We start from the raw sequence: 19,843 nt of genomic DNA, 5'->3' as shown, positions 1-19,843 counted from the left end.
CGGTCTCAACCAGCGGACACCCTCGTGTCAACCAGGGGATTACCGGGAATCGGTCAAGAATAAGCCTGTAGACCCTTCTGGAGGCATGGGTGAGCACGCGGGGGGTGGTCACCGTGATGCTCGGCGCCGCGGTGCTCTTCTCACTGTCGACGCAGGGTGACACGCGTGCGAGGGCCGCGCCGGCCCGGGTCGCGCCGCTGGACAACCCGGACGGCGTGGGCCCCGGTCTGGCGCCCGTCAGATCGGCCGGAGACAAGGACATCGCCGTCAGGCTGATCGGGAAGCTCCGGGTCAGGCCGATGGGTTCCAAGGCCGGCTACACCCGGGCCAGGTTCGGCGAGAACTGGGCCGACACCGCCAAAGGGGTGCCGTACGCGCGCAACGGCTGCGGTACCCGCGACGACCTGCTGGCCCGCGACGGCGAGGACGTGCGCTACCGCCGCGGATCCGACTGCGTGGTCGTCTCCATGAAGCTGCGCGACCCCTACACCGGCCGGATCGTCCGCTGGACCAAGAAGCGCTCCGACGAGATCCAGGTCGACCACGTGGTCCCGCTGTCCTACGAGTGGCGGATGGGCGCTTCCCGCTGGCCGCTGTCCAAGCGGAAGCGCATCGCCAACGACCCGCTCAACCTTCTCCCGGTGTACGGCGACGCCAACGAGGCCAAGGGCGGCTCGGGACCGGCGTCCTGGCTCCCTCCCGTCCGCAGGGTCCGCTGCGCCTACGTCGTCCGCTTCGCCCAGGTGGCCGTGAAATATGACCTGCCGGTCACCCGCGCGGACAAGAACGTCATGCTCGCCCAGTGCCGGTGACCTCCGCGCGGACGCCCGGAGGCGAGGGCTGTTCATAAGCGGGGGCTGTTCGTGAGCGGGGGTGGGAGCGGGCGTTCGTTCGAAAGCCGGGCGCCGCCCGGAAGCCGGGTGTCGCTCAGAAGCGGCGGAGCAGCGCCTGCTTGGCGGTGGTGAACTCCTCGTCGGTGAGGATGCCGTCCTTGTGCAGGTCGCCGAGCTCGCGCAGGCGGCGCAGGAGCGAGTCGGGGTCGTCGCCGCCAGCGGGCGCGGCGGGGGCCTCGACCACCGGGGGCTCGACGGCGGGGGGCAGGCGGGCGTCCGAGGGGTGCGGCAGCCTGGCGAGGACCGTGGCGACGAGCAGCGCCGTCGTGCGGGTCTCCTTGTCGAAACCCCACAGGACCAGGCAGCTCGGGTCGTGCTTGGGAGCGAGCTTGTGCGGTGCCGCGCCCTTCACGTGGAAACGGAGATAGCCGTTCTCCAGGCCCGCGGTCGGGAACCACTCCACGCCGTTCAGGTCCTTCAGCGCGAGCCGCTGGGGACCGGCGGACTTCTTGCCCTCCTCCGTGGCCCAGTTCCATTCGAGGCGGATCGACTCGCCGTCGAACGTCGCCGTGCCGTCGCCCGCCGGGACCACCACGGGCAGTGCCGGGCCCGGCATGAGGTAGCGCTCCGATGGGCCGTCCGGCACCTGCTCGATCACCAGCGCGTTGCGTACCTCGTCGACGAAATACTCGGCGGCGCCGGTGCGGTCGGCGTCGACGACCAGCTGGTAGGGGTCGGCGGCGTCGGCGATCCGCCCCCGTGCCGCCTGGTTGAACGGGTCGGCGCCCTCCCGCAGGCGCAGCCGCAGCCTGCCGCCCTTCTTGCCGGGCTCGTAGGCGATGCCGGCCACCGCCTCCAGCGGCACCCGCATCTCGCCCAGCAGCTGCCGCAGCTTCTTCACACTCCGGTCGCGGCCGGGCACGATCCGCAGGATCTCGCCGTCGAACGTCCAGGTTCCGTCACGCGCCATGACCTCCGCCATACGGCGATCGTATGGTGGGACGGCCGCGTGACGCGCGTGATCGAGCGGCCGAATCGCCTCGGACCGGTGCGTCGCGAACGGTCCCGCTTCCGATCGGGCGCAGCGGTCTTCTATCCTTCGGAGTTGACCCAGGCACCTTCGGAGCCGCTCCTCCACCGTCTTACCAGCCGGCCGTCTCCGGAGCCGATCACCAGCAGGCGAAGGAACTCCCGTGACCTCTCCGGCCCTGACCATCGACGAGCTGATCGCCCAGCGAGACGCCGCCCGGCGTGACTACGACGCGCTCGTCCGGCGCGGCCTGTCCCTCGACCTGACGCGGGGCAAGCCGTCGGCGCGGCAGCTCGACCTCTCCGAGGCGCTGCTGGACCTGCCCGGCGGTCACACCGCCGCGGACGGCACCGACGGCCGCAACTACGGCGGGCTCCAGGGCCTCGCGGAGCTCAGGGAGATCTTCAGCGGCCCGCTGCAGGTGCCCGCCGCGCAGCTCGTCGCCGCGGGCAACTCCAGCCTCTCGCTGATGCACGACTCGATCGTCCACGCCCTGCTCGGGACGCTGCCCGGCGCCGAGCGCCGCTGGGCCGACGAGCCGCGGGTCGCGTTCCTGTGCCCGGTTCCCGGGTACGACCGCCACTTCGCCCTGTGCGAGCGGTTCGGCATCGAGCTGATCCCCGTGCCGATGAACGCCGAGGGGCCGGACATGGACGTGGTCGAGCGTCTCGTGCTCGAAGACCCCCAGGTCAAGGGCATCTGGTGCGTGCCCAAGTACAGCAACCCCAGCGGTGTCTCCTACGGTGACGAGACGGTTCGACGCCTGGCCGCCATGCCGGCCGCCGCCCCGGACTTCCGGATCTTCTGGGACAACGCCTACGCCGTGCACCACCTGACCGACACGCCCGTGGAGATCGCCGACGTCCTGGCACTGTGCGCCGAGTACGGCAACCCCGACCGCGTCTTCGTCTTCGGCTCCACCTCGAAGATCACCTTCGCCGGTTCCGGTGTCTCCTTCTTCGGGTCGTCCCCGACCAACGTGGCCTGGTTGCTCGGGTACACCGCCAAGCGCACCATCGGCCCCGACAAGATCAACCATCTTCGTCACGTCGAGTTCCTCCGCGACGAGAACGGCCTGGCCGAGCACATGCGCCGCCACCGGGAGCTGCTCCGGCCGAAGTTCGACGCGGTCGAGACGATCCTCACGAAGGAGCTGGGCGGCACCGGCCTGGCGACCTGGTCCACTCCCCTGGGCGGATACTTCGTCAGCCTCGACGTGCTGGAGGGATGCGCGCGGGAGGTGGTCAGGCGGGCGGGAGAGGCGGGCATCGCCCTGACCCCCGCGGGCGCCACCCACCCGTACGCGACGGACCCCCGCGACAGCACCATCCGCATCGCCCCCACCTACCCCGAGCCGGCCGAGGTGGAGCCGGCCATCTCCGGTCTCGCCACCTGCGTGCGCCTCGTCGCCACCGAGAAGCTCCTGGCCGACGCCCGCTAGGTGTCCCGTCGGCCCATCGGCTCATCGGCCCGTCACCGGAGGTCCCGCGCGTCCCCCGGCGCCTCTCCGCGCCGGGGGACGTTCCGCGGTGCGGATCTCACGCTTCGTGTCCGGCCGTCAAGGAGGTGTCAGGGTAGGGCGGAGGAGCGTCAGGGTCCCGTCCAGAACCGCTCGTTCCGCCCTTCGCCGTCCTAGCGTCCCCTGTGTCCGGCCATCCCGCCGGGCGACGCAAGCAGGAGGAAGCATGGGCGTCTCGCACGCGAGTGAAACCCCGTTGCCGCTACCCGTCCGCCCGGGTCCCGGGATTCCGGCCCCTTCCATCGGTTCTCCCGGGCGGGGAGCGACCGCACCCGGCGAGGCCGCCGGTGCCCCGTGGTCGGCGACCACGCGCGTCACGGCCACCGGAGACGTCACGATCGGCGGGGTGTCCCTCACCGAGATCGCCCACCGGTTCGGCACCCCCAGCTACGTGGTCGACGAGACGGACGTGCGGCTGCGCTGCCGTGCCTACCGGGCCGCGCTCCCGGGCGCCGAGATCGCGTACGCGGCCAAGGCGTTCCTCTGCCGCGCGATGGCCGACTGGATGCGGGACGAGGGGATGAGCCTCGACGTCTGCTCGGCGGGCGAGCTGGCGGTGGCCAGGTCCGTCGGGTTCCCCGCGAGGCGCGTCATCATGCACGGCAACGCGAAGACACCGGCCGAGCTGCGCAGGGCGGTGGACGAGGGCGTCGGCAGGATCGTGATCGACAACGTCGGCGAGATCAACAGGCTCGCCGCGCTGGTCCCGATCGACCGGCGCCAGAAGGTCCTGGTCCGGGTGACGCCCGACATCGAGGCGGGCGCCCACCCCAAGATCCGTACCGCGGGCGAGGACCAGAAGTTCGGCCTGTCCATCGTGAGCGGTGCGGCGGGGGACGCCGTGTCCAGAGTGCTGCGCCAGCCCCGGCTGGAACTGGTCGGGCTCCACTGCCACCTGGGCTCGCAGATCGACGGCGTCGAGCCGTACGAGCGGGCGGCCAGGATCCTGGTCGGGGAGATGGCCGGGATCCGCGACACCCACCGCGTGATCCTGCCCGAGCTCGATCTGGGCGGCGGGCACGGCATCGCCTATCTGCCGGGGACGGAGGGCCTCGGCCTGGAGCGTTTCGCGGACGCGGTCGTCACCGCGATCACGGAGCGGGCCGCCGGATTCGGCCTGCCGATGCCCCGGCTCATCGTGGAGCCGGGCCGGGCGATCGCCGGTACCGCCGGGACCACGCTCTACCGTGTCGTCGCGGTCAAGCGCGGGGGCTCGCGGACGTTCGTCGCCGTCGACGGCGGGATGAGCGACAATCCCCGCCCGGCCCTGTACGGGGCCCGCTACACCGTACGGCTCGCCGGACGCGTCTCCCGCGAGGGGCCGCGCTCGTTCACGGTCGTCGGCCACCACTGCGAGACGGGCGACACGATCGCGGAGGACGTTCCGCTCCCCGCCGACCTGCGACCGGGTGACCTCATCGCGCTGGCGGCCACCGGGGCCTACCACCACTCGATGGCCTCGGCCTACAACCTCATGGGCCGGCCTCCGGTCGTCGCCGTGCGCGACGGCCGGGCGAGGCTGCTCGTCCGCAGGGAAGTGGAACAGGACCTGATGCGCCGCGACGTGGGCCTGTAGGGATCGCACCCGGGGGTGGCGGTGGGCGAGGAGTGGCGTAAATGAACGTAGGGAAAGGGTGAAGAAAACATATCGACATTGGCTTGCGGGCGTTTCCCGGGATTTCATGGAGGGGCAGAGGTCTGTTCCCCGGCAAATGTCTGTTCCGCAACGAATGTCTGCTTTGCGAAAGGAGTGTTTGCGATGTTCGGATCCGAACCGGTGGGATTCTCGCTCGCCGGAGGGTTCGTCACCGTTGTCGCCACGGCCGCGACCGCCTCTCTGCTCCTCGCCTCGGCGGAGGTCACCGGCCGCGTACTGATCATGGTGATCGCCGTGTGCGCCTACGCCGCCTGCGGGGTCCGCGCCGGGGTCGCGCTGGCGACGGCCGTCATGGCATGGTTCTTCGGTACCGGATTCCTGGTCAACGGTGCCGGAGAGCTCAGCTTCGGCAGGCCCGACCTGCTCCGCCTCGGCCTGTTCGTCGTCGTCGCGCTGGGCGCGAACGCGTGCGCCGCCGCGTATCGGGCGATCGTCGCCAGGCGCCGCCTCCACGTCCCGCTGCCCGGAGAAGACCCCTCGCGGCTGGTCCTCGTCCGGAACTGACGCGCCTCACGGCCCGAGCGGGAACGGGAGATTGTCGAGTCGGGGACACTACCCATCCGGTTCGTTCGGCTCGCTTGGCTCATCCGGATCATTCGGTTTATTTGGCCCATCCGGCCGGGCGGGGCATGGGTGACCACGCGCGTTCGAGGGGTTCGATATGGCGAATGCCGTGCCCGGCTGGTGCCGGGCACGGCATTTCCTGTATCCGGTCAGGCTCTGAAGAAGCTTAGATCGGCGGTGTGTCGTTGGTGAACTTGTCGCAGTTCGCCGGGTACGCGGGAGGCCCGAGAGGCGATCCGGGAGCGAAGAAGCCTCCCGTCACCGGAGCCGGTCGCCCGAGAAGGCACTTCGTCCAGGCGACCTGGCCGGCCGAATTCTGAACCGAGAGGTGAAGGTACGGAAGGGCGCCCTCCTGGAGGACCGTTGTCGCCACGTCCACCACGTCGGCCGGATGACCGGGGATCCTCGAAAGGTCGTGCCAGCGCGGAGTCGTCCGCGGGTCGCGGAGTTGTGTCGTCCCGTTGTTGCGGACCGACGTGGTGATCGGTTCGTGAAGCAGGTACGACACGGACACGGCGGACATCGGCGCCGCCGGGCCCGCGGGCCCGGCGGGTCCCTCCGGGCCGGGTTCGCCCGGTTCGCCCGGGGCTCCCGTGGCGCCGGTCGGTCCCATCGGTCCGGTGGTGCCCGGTTCGCCCGCGGGGCCGGCGGGTCCCGGCGCGCCGTCCGCGCCCGCGGGCCCGGCGGCACCGGCGGGTCCCTGGGGGCCGATGGGTCCTGCCGGTCCCTCCGGTCCGATCGGTCCTACCGGTCCTTCGGGGCCCGTTGCTCCCGCGGGCCCGGCAGGCCCGATCGGTCCCGTGAGTCCGTCGGCGCCCGTCGGGCCGATGGGTCCGGCCGGACCCATCGGTCCTACCGGGCCGGTGGCGCCCGTCGCACCCGCGGGTCCTTTCGCGCCTGCCGGGCCCGGCGCTCCCGGCGCGCCGGGAGCGCCGGTGTCACCCTTCGCCCCTGTCGCTCCCGTTGGTCCGGCCGGACCTGGCACGCCCATGGCGCCTACCGGCCCTGCCGGTTTTTCGGGCCCCGCGGGCTTCGCCGGATCGAGGGGGCCGAGCGAGTCGTTTGGAAGGTCGGTTTTGGCGGGGGCCGCCGAGGTCGCGGAATCCGGCGGCAGTCCGAGGCTCGACGGGTTCTTTCCGCTGTCGCGGCCGCCGCCGCCCTTCCCGCCGCCACGGTTGTTCTTGCCGGGACGGCCACGGTCGCATACGCAGTTCTGCTGCCCCCGGCACTTGCACTCCCGCCTGAGGGTTCTCATCAGGGAGGCACGCGCATCGTCTCGCGCGTCGGTCGCTCTCCGAACCGGAACGGTCTCGACACCGGCGTCTCGCATGTTGAGGAGAACGATTTCTGTGGTGTCGGTTACGGCGCCGGCCGGCGTCTGGCAGGAAAGTGCCAGGACGGCACCGATTGCTGTTGTCGCGACGGACCAGTTTCGAGCACGTTTGCCGGAATTAATAATTTGAGCCCGTCTTCTACCGCTAGAAGTCATCGCATTCCATGTCTTTTGTGATTCCGGGGAATCGGATTGCTTGAACCGCGACGGTGGCGGCAAGCAGGAGTTACCCGATGATCGACACGGCAAAGCGCAACCCCCGTTAACAAGGTTTAAACGGATTCGTCAACGACGGGAATGTGTCCAAGTTGTTGAGCTTGAAAACCATGTGTTCCAGAGGTTTCCTGCCCTGTGATTAATGGCCGGAATGTGGAGTTCGTGAGCGTCGCGAGAATTTTGGTGTGATTCGCCGATCGTGATCCGCGGTGAGAGCGGCGCGGTTTCGCCGGCGATTCTCCGATCCGGATCCGACGTTCCTCACTGCTTTCCGCGCTGTTGGGGCCGGTCGGATTTCCGGCTGCCCGGGGGTCTTGCCGCGAGTCGGAGTGAGAGAACCTCGCGGCAAGCCCCCGAGCCTGTTTCCGGCGATCATCTTTCCGGGCGACCGCCGAACCGGGACCGGGCGGGACGGCCGCCGGACAGGGAAAGGGCAGGCCGGTCCGGCGCACCGCGGGTGAACGGAAGACGAGACCCCCGACGGGGTGATCATCGTCGATCGTGGTTTCCGTCGAGGGTCTCGCCGCCTATTGGTGATGGCGTGATACGGCTACAGCCATCCGGTATCCGGACGACATCCCGCCGTCTCGGCCGATCCGTCAACGTGAGCCACCGAGCTCGCTCACACCGCCCGAGAGAATCCTCGCACGCTCTCGTACGGAGAACCGGATCATGCGCCACGCGGAGAACACGAGCCTTTAGGCAGGTCCCACACACGAGCTGGAGACCGTCACGGTCGGCACGAGCGCTCCGCCATTGGCGAATGTGGCGCTCCATCGGTTGCCGACCACCGACTCGGAGTCCGTCACGTCGACCCCCAGGGCGCTGCCACTCCATTCTCCGCCGACGGCGAGCGTTCCCGCCGGGCATACACCGCCGAGAATGGTCACCGTCGTGCCCACGGGAACGGCGGTCGGCGTTCCCGCTGCGACCTGCATAGTGATCAGGACGCTCGGCCCCGCGGGTCCGGTCGCTCCGGTCAGGCCGGTTGGTCCTGCGGGTCCGATGGGTCCTGCGGGTCCAGTTGGTCCTGGGGCGCCGTCCGCGCCCGCGGGTCCAGTCGCTCCGGGGGCTCCGGTCAGGCCGATAGGCCCCACCTCGCCGTCGGCTCCTGCTGGTCCTGCTGGTCCTGCCGGTCCGTCGGCTCCTGCTGGTCCTGCTGGTCCGATGGGGCCCACCTCGCCGGCCGGTCCCGCTGGTCCTGCCGGTCCGTCTGCTCCGTCGGCTCCTGCTGGTCCTGCTGGTCCGATGGGGCCCACCTCGCCTGCCGGTCCTGCCGGTCCGATGAGGCCCGGTCGGCCCATGGGCCCGATGAGGCCCGGTCGGCCCATAGGCCCGATGAGGCCTGGCCGGCCCACAGGTCCGATGGGCCCGATGGCTCCCGCGGGTCCTGCCGGTCCTGCCGGTCCTGCCGGTCCCGCTGGTCCGATGGGGCCCACCTCGCCTGCTGGTCCCGCTGGTCCCGCTGGTCCGACGGGTCCTGCCGCGCCGTCTGCTCCCGTGGGTCCTGCTGGTCCGATGGGGCCTACCTCGCCTGCTGGTCCTGCTGGTCCCGCTGGTCCGGTTGCTCCGTCCGCTCCCGCTGGTCCTGCCGGTCCCGCTGGTCCGTCTGCTCCGGTTGGTCCGGCCGGTCCTGCTGGTCCGGTTGCTCCGTCCGCTCCCGCTGGACCCACGGGGCCGACCGGGCCGCGAGGACCTGCGGGACCGGAGGGGCCGGGCAGCCCGATTCCCGGCAGCCCGTCCTCGCCGTCTCGGCCGTCCCGCCCGTCACGGCAGCAGCGATTCCTCCGGCACTTGCAGCCCTTTCGCCTGGGGTCCCCGATCACATGGATGCGCGAATGGTCGAATTTGCCGGTCGCCCTGCGAACGGGAGCGGTCTCGTTGCCGCTGGGCCCCATGCTGAGGAAAGGTATTCCCGTGATGTGGGCGACGGCGTCGGCCGAAGCCTGACAGGAAAGCGCCAGAATAGTGCTGATTGCTGTTGTCGCGACAGACCAGTTTCGAGGGCGTTTGCCGGAATTAACGTGAGTCCGTCTTCTGCCGCTAGAAGTCATCGCATTCCATGTCTTTTGTGATTCAAGGGAATCGGATTACTCAAACCGCGATAGTGGCGGCAAGCAGGAGTTACCCGATGATCGACACGGCAAAGCGCAACCCTCGTTAACGAGGTTTAAACGGATTCGTCAATGACGGGGATATGTCCAAATTATTTGATTTTCGCATGGCATGTGCTCGACGGACGGCCGTTCCCCTGGTTCGCATATCCGAGATGGGGGCCACTTATTGTCCGTAAGGATTTTTGGGATGATTGTTCGGACAAAAGTCCGCGGTGCGGGCTGTGTGGTTTTAGCCACCGGTTTTGGGCCCCCGTCCGATGCCTCCCGGTGCTTTCGCGCCGGCGGAACCGGACGGGCACCGCATGTCCTCGGCCGGGCTCCGGCTAGCTGGACTCCCTGACCACGAGATGGGTCGGGAGGATCACCGGGGTCGCGGGCTCGCCTCTCAGCAGGCCGAGCAGCAGGCGGGCCGAGGCGGCGGCCTGCTCGCCCATGGGGCTGCGTACCGTGGTGAGCGGGGGATCGGTGTAGAGGGCCGCCTCTATGTCGTCGTACCCCACCACCGCCACGTCGTCGGGCACCCGCCGGCCCGCCCGGCGCAGCGCCCGCATGGCGCCGATCGCCATCAGGTCGTTGGCGGCGAACACCGCGTCCAGCGCGGGGTCGTCCTCAAGCAGCTGCGCCATGGCCTCGGCTCCGGAGATCCGGGTGAAGTCGCCGATGGCCACGATCGAGCGCCGTCCGGTCTCGCTCAGGACCTCGCGGTAGGCGCCGATCCTGTCCTGGGCGGCGGACATGTCCAGCGGCCCGGAGATCGTGGCGATCCGGCGCCGTCCCCGTTCCAGCAGGTGCCGCACCGCCTGGGCGGCCCCGCCGGTGTTGTCGTTGTCCACCCATGGCACGTCCACCCGGGAGGCGGGCCTGCCGTGGGAGACAAGGGGGACGCCCGTCGCGGAGAGCGCTGCGGGCAGGGGGTCGGCGCCGTGCATCGACACGAGCATGACCCCGTCCACATGGCGGGCGGCCACGAACTGCCGGGCCCGCACGCGGGCGTCGTCGGAACCGGCGAGCATGAGCACGACCTGCTTGCCCGCCGCCTCGAACTCGCGGCTGGCCGCGCGCACGACCGTGGAGAACATCGGGTCGTCGGAGACGAGTCCGGCCGGGGGGTCGGAGACGATCACCGCGATGGAGTCGGTGCGCCGGGTCACCAGGCTGCGCGCCGCGGGGTTGGGGATGTAGCCCAGCTCGTTCACCACCCGCATGACAAGGTCGCGGATGTCGGAGGCGACCGTTGGTTCGCCGTTCACCACCCGGGAGACCGTCGACTTGGACACGCCGGCCCGGGTGGCGACAGCCTCCAGGGTGGGTCGTCTCATATGGTTCTCCCGCAGTTCGTACCGCCGTTGGTCCGGTGGTCCTGAACGTGCGGTCCCACCCTTTCCCAAGCTTATCTCGGTGATCATGAAGAGAGCGCTCCCTCACAAAGGGTGACCGGAAGGAGGGTTTCTGTCAATGCCTCGAATGGAGCCGGATTTTCCCTCGCGAAGACCCGTGGAGGGAATCCGGGAAAGCGCTCCCCGAAAAGGATCTCCTTAGGCCCAGCTCACAACCGTTTGTAACGATGCAACCGATTGTCCGGGAGCGCTCCCTCGGATGTGCGGTTGATTGCCAGATCATGTGTAGTCCGTTTCATCCTGGTTAAACGGACACTTGACAGCTCCTGTCGGACGAGAGCAATCTCTGGTTGAGAGAGCGCTCCCCGACCCGCTACCGGTACGCACCCCCCACCCCCGAGGAGACGCGATGCCCTCGTCCCGAAGTCCCGGCCGCCGTATGGCCCTGTTGATAGCCGCGGCCGTCACCCTCGTCACGTCCTGTCTCGCGATCATGCCTGCGGCGGCGGCCGACGCTCTGCTCTCCCAGGGCAAGACGGCGACCGCCTCCTCCTCGGAGAACGTGGCCTTCCCCGCGTCCGCGGCCGTCGACGGCAACGCGGGCACCCGCTGGTCCAGCGGGTTCAGCGACCCGCAGTGGATCCAGGTCGACCTCGGCGCCAGCGCGACCATCACGCAGGTGTCGCTGAACTGGGAGGCCGCCTACGGCAGGGCCTTCCAGATCCAGACCTCGCCCAACGGCACCACCTGGACGCCGATCCACTCCACGACCACCGGCACCGGCGGCAACCAGACGCTGGCCGTCAACGGCACCGGCCGCTACGTGCGCGTGTACGGCACGCAGCGAGCCACCCAGTACGGCTACTCGCTCTGGGAGTTCCAGGTCTACGGGACCATCGGGGGCACCGACCCCACCCCGACCCCGACCCCCACCCCCGACCCGGGCGCGCTCAAGCTGCTGTCCTACGGCAAGCCCGGCGCCGCCTCCACCTCCCAGAGCGACGGGAACTGCTGGGAGTGCACCCCGGCCAGGGCGTTCGACCGCGACCCCGCCTCCCGCTGGGCGACCAGCTCCACCACCGGCTGGGTCGACCCGGGCTGGATCTCCGTCGACCTCGGCGCCACCGCGCAGATCAAGCAGGTCGTCCTCCAGTGGGACCCGGCCTACGCCAGGGCGTTCCAGATCCAGGTCTCGGACAACAACACCACCTGGACGCCGATCTACTCCACGACCACCGGCACCGGTTTCAAGCAGACGCTGACCGTCGACGGCACCGGCCGCTACGTGCGCATGTACGGCACCCAGCGCGCCACCCCGTACGGCTACTCGCTGTGGGAGTTCCAGGTCTGGGGCACCGGTGGCGCCCCGATCACGCCGCCGCCGCTCCCGCCGGACCCGGCCAACCCGCCGACGACGCTCGTCTGGAGTGACGAGTTCAACGGTGGCGCGGGCACCAGGCCCGACACGGCCAAGTGGACCCAGGACCCGGGAACCGGCCCGAACAACGAGCTTGAGTACTACAAGCCCGAGAACACCGCGATGGACGGCAACGGCCACCTCGTCATCACGGCACGGCAGGAGACCACCGCGGGATCGTCCTGCCCGGGCGGACCCTGCCAGTACACCTCCGGCCGCATCAACACCGGCGGCAAGTTCACCTTCACGTACGGCAAGGTCGAGGCCCGCGTCAAGGTCCCGAAGGGCAACGGCCTGTGGCCGGCGTTCTGGATGATGGGCGCCGACTTCCTCACCGGCAGGCCCTGGCCGTACAACGGGGAGATCGACATCCTCGAGGTGCTCGGCAAGGACGTCAAGACCTCCTACTCGACCGTCCACGCTCCCGCCTACAACGGCGGCGGTGGCATCGGCACCCCGTACACGCTGCCCAACGGCGCGGACTTCTCGGACGACTTCCACGTCTGGGCCGCCACCTGGGACAGCAAGGGCATCGTCTACACCCTGGACGGCCGGACGGTCTTCACCCTGAGCAAGGCGCAGGTCGAGGCGACGCGGGGACCGTGGGTCTTCGACCACCCGTTCTACATCATCCTCAACCTCGCGGTGGGCGGTGACTGGCCCGGCCCGCCGGACGCCAGCACCGGCTTCCCCAAGCAGATGGTCATCGACTACGTGCGCGTCTACAAGTAATCCCCTCCGCTCCGGCGCGGCTCGTCCGAGCCGTGCCGGAGCCTCCCCAGAACCGGAGCACCAACGGCCGGAGTCCCCCCAAAAAGGAGTCCATCCATGCACCCGGCACTCTCCCCAGCCCGCCTACGACGCCGGTTACGCCCGTTGACCCTGGTGGCCGCCATCGTGGCGCTTCTGGGAACGTCCCTCGTCATCCAAAGCACCCAGGCAAGCGCGACGTCGAAGGCCCAGTCAGGGGGTTCGTCCGCCGCGGTCGTACGGGTGTCGGAGTTCCTCGCCGACTGCCCGTTCAGCCACCGGCTGCCCGACGACCCGATCATCTTCCCGGGGCTGCCCGGCGCGTCGCACATGCACAGCTTCTTCGGCAGCACCACCACCAACGCCCACTCGACCCTGGCGTCCCTGCAGAGCTCCCCCACCAACTGCAACCCGCGCACCGACCTGTCGTCGTACTGGGTGCCGACCCTGTACAACGGCAACACCCCGGTGGAGCCGACCGGCACCACGTTCTACTACCTGGGTGAGGGTGTGCGCGCCGACATCGTCGCCCGGACCCAGTCGCTCCCGCTGGGCCTGCGGATCGTCGCGGGCAACGCCAAGGCGACCAGCCCCAACGACCCGAGCAGCAACGCCCGCTGGTCGTGCCTGCACGCCGGTCACGTTCCGCCGTCCAAGGACTTCGTGAACTGCCCGGCGGGCACCATGCTGGAGTCCTACCTGGACTTCCCGCAGTGCTGGAACGGCAGGGACCTGGACTCGGCCGACCACAAGAGCCACATGGCCTACCCGGTCGGCCAGGCCTGCCCGGCCTCGCACCCGGTGCCGGTGCCGAAGCTGCGCCAGGTGCTGCGCTACCCGGTGAGCGGGAACCCGGCCAACTTCCGGTTGGCGTCGGGTCCCGGATACACCATGCACGGCGACTTCTTCAACGCCTGGCCGGTGGCCGAGATGGAGCGTCGCGTGCGTGACTGCATCCGCCCGGTCATCAAGTGCGGCGCGGACGGTACCCCGTCCTGACGCCGGAGTGCCGGACTCGCGTCCCGTCCTGACAGCGGCGTGCGGTCCGGCGTCTCATTCCGACGGCACCGGTGCGGGGGCCGCCGACCTCCGCACCGATCCCCCGTGCCGTCCCCCGGCGGCGGGACCCGGAACATCGGGTCCCGCCGCCGGCGGGTGTCGCGGGAAAACCGGTGAACGCCCTCGGGGACGTGCCTGCCGGCCTCAGCTCCCGCTCGCCTGCTCCTCGCCCTCCTGCTCGGCGAGCGTGCCGCACTTGTAGCCCGCCTCTCGCTCGGGCTGGAGCTGGATGCTGCCGAGGTTGGTGGTCTCGATCGGGCGCCGGAAGGTATCCAGCTTGTCGCAGTCGTAGAAGACGTACGTGCCCTCGCTCTCGCCGAGCAGCATCATCCACCGGCCCTCATAAAGGGGCTTGTCGTCCTCGGCGTTCTTGATGACGGTCCACTGGTCCTGGAATCCGACGAAGGGGAGGAGGTCGTTGGCCTGGCCCGTCTCCTGCACCTCGACCGCTCCCGTGATCATCTGCAGGATCAGCAGGAACCCCAGGCCGATGCCCGTGAGAGCTCCGGTGAGCACCTTCATGCCGGCGCGGCCGACGGGCTTGCGGCGCAGCAGCCGGAACGGCACGAGGAACGTCAGCACGCCCAGTCCCACCGCCACGATGACCATGGCGGCGAGGTCGAGCCCGCCCATGAGGTCCAGCAGGCCCCAGTAGGTCGCGCCGCACCACAGCGCGGCGATCAGCGCGGCCACCCAGGGCCGCCGCCGTACGGCCGCCGTGGACCTTCCGATCGCGCCGCGGGTCATCTTGTCGGCCAGCCAGCCGAGCCCGACGACGAGGCCGAGAAGCGGCAGGACGATCAGCAGGAGCAGGATCAGTGTCCCCATCAACCGGCCGAGCAGGACGGACTGGTCGATCCCCGCCTGCTGCGGGCTGATGTTGAACACCCCGTACATCTGTTCCACGCCGAGGTAGAGGACGGCGTAGAGCGCGACGCCGATCGGGACGACGACCGAGCCGATGCGCTCGATCATCGCCAGGACGCCGCTGTTGTTCTCCTCCTCCACAGGCTCCACAGGCTCTGCGGGGGGTTCGACTGGGGGCGCAGAGGGAATATAGGTCTGTCGCCCAGAAATATCCTGACTTGTCACGAAGGACGATGGTAAGTCATAGCGGTTGACAGGGCGTTGACTAAACATAAACGCGGTGATTCGTCCCTCAACTGGGCGGGAGCACGGGAGCCGGCCCCGCTTCGGAGGGCTGCCGCCGGGGGCCTGTCCGCCACCCGAGGTCTCCCCGTATCACAGCGTCCCGCAGTCCGGAGTGTTCCTACTAACCTCCGTGATGTCCTCCTGATCTGTGAAAAGTAACTATAAGTTTTTGCTGCGCGACCCAAAGTGATGAGGCTAACCTGCCTACCGGCACAGGCTGACTGTGGCGAGAGCGGCGAGAACGCACAGGCGCCGAGGACGGCGAGGACGGTGAGGACATGGTGACGGAAGGCGCGGTGGCCATGGTCACCGGTGCGGCACAGGGCATCGGTGAGGCGGTGACGCGAGCCCTGGCTGCGACCGGCACGCGCGTCGCCGCGCTCGACGTGAACGCGGAGCTGGTCGAGCGGGTCGCCGCCGACCTCGGTGTCGCGGTCGCCTACCCCTGCCAGATCACCGACAGCGCCGCCGTCGACGACGTGGTCGAGCGGGTCGAGGCCGATCTCGGCCCGATCGAGCTGCTCGTCAACGTCGCCGGAGTGCTCTGCTCAGGACCGGCCGTCGCCATCAGCGACGACGACTGGGCACGCACCTTCGCCGTCAACACCGGCGGGGTCTTCCACCTTTCCCGCGCGGTCGCCCGCCGGATGATCCCCCGCAGATCCGGGGCGATCGTCACCGTGGGTTCCAACGCCGCCGGCGTGCCCCGGATGAACATGTCGGCCTACGCCGCCTCCAAGGCCGCCGCCGCGCAGTTCACCAAGTGCCTCGGCCTGGAGCTGGCGCCGTACGGCATCCGCTGCAACGTGGTGTCGCCCGGCTCCACCGACACCCCCATGCAGCGTGCCCTGTGGACCGGCGGCCACGACGCCCGGACGGCCATCGACGGATCACCGGCCACTTTCCGGGTGGGCATCCCCCTCGGCAGGCTGGCCGATCCTGCCGACATCGCGGACGCGGTCCTCTTCCTGGCCTCCGACCGTGCCAGGCACATCACCATGCAGGACCTGTACGTCGACGGGGGCGCCACGCTCCGGTCGTAGCGCGGCACCCTCCCATTCCTGGATCCCTCCTGACAGGAGACCTCTTAACCATGTCGTCGAACGACGCCCTCACCATGTCTCGAATGCCCGATCTTCTGGGGGATTACGAGCCCGGCACCTTCTTCTTCACCTCGCCGACCCGGACTCTGCTCGCCAGGGGGGTGCTCCAGGAGGTCCCCGATTCCGGGACGACGAGTCTGCGGGGTCGTGTCGCCTCCGCCCTGCGTGACGCGCGGGATTCCGGTCACCCCCACCCCGTCGTGGTGGGCGCGATTCCCTTCCGCGACGACCGGCCCGCGCGCCTGCTGGTGCCCGCCGCCGTCTGCTGGACGAGCCCGCCGACCGGCCCCTCCGCCGCCCCCGAACGGATCACGGGGACGTTCACCGGGTTCGGCCCGGTCTCCGACCCCGGCGACTACGTGCGCGGTGTGGAGAGGGCGCTGGCCAAACTGACCGCCGGAGAGCTCAAGAAGATCGTGCTGGCCCGCACCCTGGACATCACCCTGGGTGCCCCCGTCGACGTCGGCCGTATCCTGCGCAACCTCGTCCGGCGCGACCCGCAGGCCTACGGGTACGCGGTCGACCTGCCGTCCAGCGACGACACGGCCCGCACCCTCCTGGGGGCCAGCCCCGAACTGCTCGTCTCCCGCTCGGGCCGCCGGATCACGACGAACCCGCTCGCGGGGTCCGCGCCCCGCCACCCTGACCCCGTCGTCGACGGCGAGAGGGCCCGCGCCCTGCTCGCCTCGGACAAGGACCTCCGCGAGCACGCCCTCGTGATCGAGAGCATCGTGGAGGCACTGCGCCCGTACTGCCGTAAGTTGTCCGTTCCCGCCGGGCCCTCGCTGCTGTCCACCGCCTCCATGTGGCACCTGTCGACCCGGATCACCGGCGTGCTGGACGACCCGGCGGTCACGTCGCTGGAGCTGGCCACCATGCTGCACCCCACCCCCGCCGTCTGCGGTACGCCCGCGGGCGCCGCGCGCCGGGCCATCGAGGAGATCGAGTCGTTCGACCGCGGCCTGTACGCCGGCCTGGTCGGATGGGGCGATGCGACGGGCGACGGCGAGTGGGTCGTGACCATCCGCTGCGCCGAGATCGCCGACCAGACCCTGAGGCTGTTCGCGGGCGCGGGGATCGTCGCGGGGTCGGTACCGGAGACCGAGCTCGCCGAGACCACCGCCAAGTTCCAGACCATGCTCCGCGCTGTCGGCCTGGACCAGGCCCGCTGACCCACCGATGCGGGAGGCGACCTGCCGGTACGGCGGACGACTCGCCGCGGGAGACGACTCGCCACCGCGGGAAACGGTCGGCCGGCGCGAGAAACGGTTCGCCACCTCAGGAAAGATTCGCCACCTCAGGAAAGGAGACAGTGTCCGTGGCCCTTCCCCAGATCGCCCCTTACCCGCTGCCGGGGGAGGACGATCTTCCCGAGAACCGGGTGAGCTGGCGCCCTGATCCGCGCCGCGCCGTCCTGCTGGTCCACGACATGCAGAACTACTTTCTCGCCCCCTTCGCGGCCGGTGTCTCACCGCTGACCGGGCTCATCGCCAATATCGGTCTCCTGCGCGACGCCTGCGCCCGGCTGGGGGTTCCCGTCGTCTACTCGGTGCAGCCCAGCGGCCAGAGCAGACACGAGCGCGGCCTGCTCCAGGACTTCTGGGGCTCGGGCATCCCCGGTCTCCACGAGAGCGAGATCGTCGCGAGCCTCCTTCCCGTGGAGCCCGGCATCCTGCTCACCAAGTGGCGCTACAGCGCCTTCCGCAAAACCGACCTGCGCGCCCGGATGGAGGCCATGGGACGAGACCAGATCATCGTCTGCGGTGTCTACGCCCACATCGGCTGCCTCATGACCGCCTGTGACGCCTTCATGCAGGACCTCCAGCCGTTCCTCGTCGCCGACGCCGTCGCCGACTTCTCCCCGGAACACCACGCCATGGCCCTCACGTACGCCGCACAGCGCTGCGCGGTCACGGCCGTCACCCGGGGGCTGTTGCGCGGGTGGGAGTCCGTGTCGCCGTCAGCCGAGGTGGTCGGCGGCGTGTAGCCGGGGCCCGGTTCGCGAGGCTGCCATAAATACTATCGGGGGGTATTCTTTGGTGGGGAGGCCGAGCGGAGGGGGAGAGATGCACGGATACACCGCCAACAAGCAGGACCATCTGCGGCGGCTGCGCAGGATCGAGGGTCAGACGCGGGGCTTGCAGCGGATGGTCGAGGAGGACAAATACTGCATCGACATCCTCACCCAGGTGTCGGCGGCCAACCGAGCCCTGCAGTCCTTCGCGCTGGCCCTGCTGGAGGAGCACCTGGCCCACTGCGTGGCCGAGGCCACCGCCAAGGGTGGGGCCGAGGCCGAGGAGAAGGTCAAGGAGGCGTCCGACGCGATCGCCCGCCTCGTCCGCTCCTGAGCCCGTCGCGACGGGCGTCGCCGTCACCGAGCCCGTCGCGCGCGGTCACACGCCGATCTTCTCCGCCAGGGTGCGCTGGAAGTGGGCGCAGCCGGTGAAGTCCTCGTGGTCGCAGTCAAGAGCGCATTCGATCATGTGGAGCGACGACCGCGCCTGGGCGACACGTCGCGTCAGGTCCGCGTGCCTGCGGCGCAGGATGTCGCGCCGCGCCTCCGGATCGCCGGTGGCGACCATCTCCCGGATGTCGGCGAGGGAGAACCCGGCTTCCTTGGCGCGCAGGATCACCGCGACACGACAGAGGTGGTCACGGTCGTAGCGGCGACGGTCGGCCTCGACGCGGGCGGGGGTCAGAAGTCCCATGGACTCCCAGTGCCGCAGGACATGGGTGGGCAGGCCGAACCGACGGGCGATCTCGCCGATGCTCATCATCGCGCCATCATCGCTTGACTTCATGTCGGCATTAAGTCGCATTCTCGATGACATGTCCAACAACACCACTACAGACCGAGCAGACCAGACAGGCCGGGAAGAGCATGCGAGCCATGCGGACCGAGCAGGCCAGGAGAAACGGGAAAACCGGGAAGACCGAGCAGCGGGGGAAAAGCCGGAAGGCGACGCCGTCGCCGGGTTGGTCCGGTTGCTCGACGCGCTCGACGCCCTCCCCGATTCCGTCCGGATGCGCGCCCGCTCCTACGACCTGCTCCACCTCACACCGGGGGCACCCGTGGTCGACGTCGGCTGCGGGACTGGCCTGGCCGTCGCGGAGCTGACCGGGCGCGGCGCGCGGGCTACCGGTGTCGACCTCAGCGAGTCGATGATCACCGAGGGTCGCCGGCGCGAGCCCGGCGCGGATCTCCGCGTCGGAGACGCCCGCGAGCTGCCGTTCCAGGACGGGGAACTGGCCGGGTATCGCGCCGAGAAGCTCTACCACGAGTTCGGCGATCCCTCGGGGGCGCTCGGCGAGGCGCGACGGGTGCTCGCCGCGGACGGGCGCGTCGTCCTGATCGGGCAGGACTGGGACACCTTCGTCATCGACTCCGACATCCCGGCGCTCACCCGGACCATCGTGCACGCCCGCGCCGACCTCATCCCCGCCCCTCGCTCCGCCCGCGCCTATCGCGCCCTCCTGCTGGACGCCGGATTCGACGACGTCACCGTGGAGGTCCACACCGGTGTCCTCACCGGCCCGATGGTGCTGCCCATGCTCGCGGGGACCGCCGATGCCGCCCGTGACGCCGGCGCCATCACCGCGGAGGACGCCGGTACGTGGATGGCGGAACAGGCCGAGCGCGCGCGTACCGGACGGCTCCTCCTGGCGGTGCCACTGTTCGTCGCCGCCGCGCGCCGTCCCTGACGAACGGCGGGGGCGGCGGGATACCGTCACCTCGGTGAGGCGGCCCCGCCCTCG

Annotated in this window: 16 protein-coding genes; 11 read left to right on the top strand and 5 right to left on the bottom strand. The window is 69.9% G+C overall.

Features of this window, described 5'->3' with window-relative positions:
- The first annotated feature begins 89 nt into the window (after positions 1-89).
- Entirely contained in the window at positions 90-812 is a 723-nt protein-coding gene (locus ACSDR0_RS17265) for an HNH endonuclease family protein (RefSeq protein ID WP_435289829.1), read from the top strand.
- Between the two features lie 115 nt (positions 813-927).
- Here ACSDR0_RS17265 and ACSDR0_RS17260 read toward each other — a convergent pair whose 3' ends face one another.
- Positions 928-1,815, bottom strand: coding sequence for a DUF4429 domain-containing protein (locus ACSDR0_RS17260; protein ID WP_435289828.1), 888 nt, complete (start codon positions 1,813-1,815; stop codon positions 928-930).
- 211 nt (positions 1,816-2,026) lie between these two features.
- Here ACSDR0_RS17260 and ACSDR0_RS17255 point away from each other — a divergent pair, with 211 nt between their 5' ends.
- The 3 genes from ACSDR0_RS17255 (at position 2,027) to ACSDR0_RS17245 (ending at position 5,543) form a co-directional block, all read left to right on the top strand.
- Positions 2,027-3,304: an aminotransferase class I/II-fold pyridoxal phosphate-dependent enzyme gene (locus ACSDR0_RS17255; RefSeq protein WP_435289827.1), complete on the top strand. Its 1,278-nt coding sequence runs from the start codon at positions 2,027-2,029 to the stop codon at positions 3,302-3,304.
- A gap of 244 nt (positions 3,305-3,548) precedes the next feature.
- Positions 3,549-4,958, top strand: a complete 1,410-nt coding sequence (gene lysA, locus ACSDR0_RS17250; protein WP_435289826.1) for a diaminopimelate decarboxylase — start codon at positions 3,549-3,551, stop codon at positions 4,956-4,958.
- A 183-nt stretch (positions 4,959-5,141) separates the two neighbouring features.
- Positions 5,142-5,543: a hypothetical protein gene (locus ACSDR0_RS17245; protein WP_435289825.1), complete on the top strand. Its 402-nt coding sequence runs from the start codon at positions 5,142-5,144 to the stop codon at positions 5,541-5,543.
- Positions 5,544-8,677: 3,134 nt separating this feature from the next.
- On the opposite strand, the gene ACSDR0_RS17240 is transcribed toward ACSDR0_RS17245, so the two are convergent.
- Both ACSDR0_RS17240 and ACSDR0_RS17235 read right to left on the bottom strand, forming a co-directional pair.
- Positions 8,678-8,923, bottom strand: coding sequence for a hypothetical protein (locus ACSDR0_RS17240; RefSeq protein ID WP_435289824.1), 246 nt, complete (start codon positions 8,921-8,923; stop codon positions 8,678-8,680).
- A 669-nt stretch (positions 8,924-9,592) separates the two neighbouring features.
- The gene (locus ACSDR0_RS17235) at positions 9,593-10,588 is read right to left on the bottom strand and encodes a LacI family DNA-binding transcriptional regulator (protein WP_435289823.1); all 996 of its coding nucleotides are present in this window, start codon (positions 10,586-10,588) and stop codon (positions 9,593-9,595) included.
- Between the two features lie 427 nt (positions 10,589-11,015).
- Here ACSDR0_RS17235 and ACSDR0_RS17230 point away from each other — a divergent pair, with 427 nt between their 5' ends.
- Together ACSDR0_RS17230 and ACSDR0_RS17225 are read left to right on the top strand one after the other, a co-directional pair.
- Positions 11,016-12,755 carry a discoidin domain-containing protein gene (locus ACSDR0_RS17230; RefSeq protein ID WP_435289822.1) on the top strand — a complete coding sequence of 580 codons (1,740 nt, stop codon included), beginning with the start codon at positions 11,016-11,018 and terminating at the stop codon, positions 12,753-12,755.
- 96 nt (positions 12,756-12,851) lie between these two features.
- Positions 12,852-13,772, top strand: a complete 921-nt coding sequence (locus ACSDR0_RS17225) for a DUF1996 domain-containing protein (RefSeq protein WP_435289821.1) — start codon at positions 12,852-12,854, stop codon at positions 13,770-13,772.
- 204 nt (positions 13,773-13,976) lie between these two features.
- Here ACSDR0_RS17225 and ACSDR0_RS17220 read toward each other — a convergent pair whose 3' ends face one another.
- The gene (locus tag ACSDR0_RS17220; RefSeq protein ID WP_435289820.1) at positions 13,977-14,849 is read right to left on the bottom strand and encodes a hypothetical protein; all 873 of its coding nucleotides are present in this window, start codon (positions 14,847-14,849) and stop codon (positions 13,977-13,979) included.
- 413 nt (positions 14,850-15,262) lie between these two features.
- Between ACSDR0_RS17220 and ACSDR0_RS17215 the strand changes: the two genes are divergently transcribed.
- The 4 genes from ACSDR0_RS17215 to ACSDR0_RS17200 all read left to right on the top strand — a co-directional run bounded on the left by ACSDR0_RS17215 (position 15,263) and on the right by ACSDR0_RS17200 (position 18,435).
- The gene (locus ACSDR0_RS17215; protein ID WP_435289819.1) at positions 15,263-16,027 is read left to right on the top strand and encodes a 2,3-dihydro-2,3-dihydroxybenzoate dehydrogenase; all 765 of its coding nucleotides are present in this window, start codon (positions 15,263-15,265) and stop codon (positions 16,025-16,027) included.
- Between the two features lie 83 nt (positions 16,028-16,110).
- The gene (dhbC, locus tag ACSDR0_RS17210; RefSeq protein WP_435289818.1) at positions 16,111-17,259 is read left to right on the top strand and encodes an isochorismate synthase DhbC; all 1,149 of its coding nucleotides are present in this window, start codon (positions 16,111-16,113) and stop codon (positions 17,257-17,259) included.
- A 146-nt stretch (positions 17,260-17,405) separates the two neighbouring features.
- On the top strand, positions 17,406-18,074 hold the full coding sequence (locus ACSDR0_RS17205; RefSeq protein WP_435289817.1) for an isochorismatase family protein: 669 nt from the start codon (positions 17,406-17,408) through the stop codon (positions 18,072-18,074).
- Positions 18,075-18,153: 79 nt separating this feature from the next.
- A complete protein-coding gene (locus tag ACSDR0_RS17200; protein WP_435289816.1) occupies positions 18,154-18,435 on the top strand; it encodes a metal-sensitive transcriptional regulator in 282 nt (93 codons plus the stop codon).
- 45 nt (positions 18,436-18,480) lie between these two features.
- Here ACSDR0_RS17200 and ACSDR0_RS17195 read toward each other — a convergent pair whose 3' ends face one another.
- On the bottom strand, positions 18,481-18,888 hold the full coding sequence (locus ACSDR0_RS17195) for a MerR family transcriptional regulator (RefSeq protein WP_435289815.1): 408 nt from the start codon (positions 18,886-18,888) through the stop codon (positions 18,481-18,483).
- Positions 18,889-19,063: 175 nt separating this feature from the next.
- Here ACSDR0_RS17195 and ACSDR0_RS17190 point away from each other — a divergent pair, with 175 nt between their 5' ends.
- Positions 19,064-19,789 carry a methyltransferase domain-containing protein gene (locus ACSDR0_RS17190; protein ID WP_435289814.1) on the top strand — a complete coding sequence of 242 codons (726 nt, stop codon included), beginning with the start codon at positions 19,064-19,066 and terminating at the stop codon, positions 19,787-19,789.
- The last annotated feature ends 54 nt before the right edge of the window (positions 19,790-19,843 follow it).

The sequence above is a fragment of the Streptosporangium sp. G11 genome, from assembly GCF_051192615.1.
Classification (GTDB): Bacteria; Actinomycetota; Actinomycetes; order Streptosporangiales; family Streptosporangiaceae; genus Streptosporangium.
The sequence above is the reverse complement of the archived record's forward strand: the minus strand, read 5'-3'. Positions and strand labels throughout refer to the sequence as shown.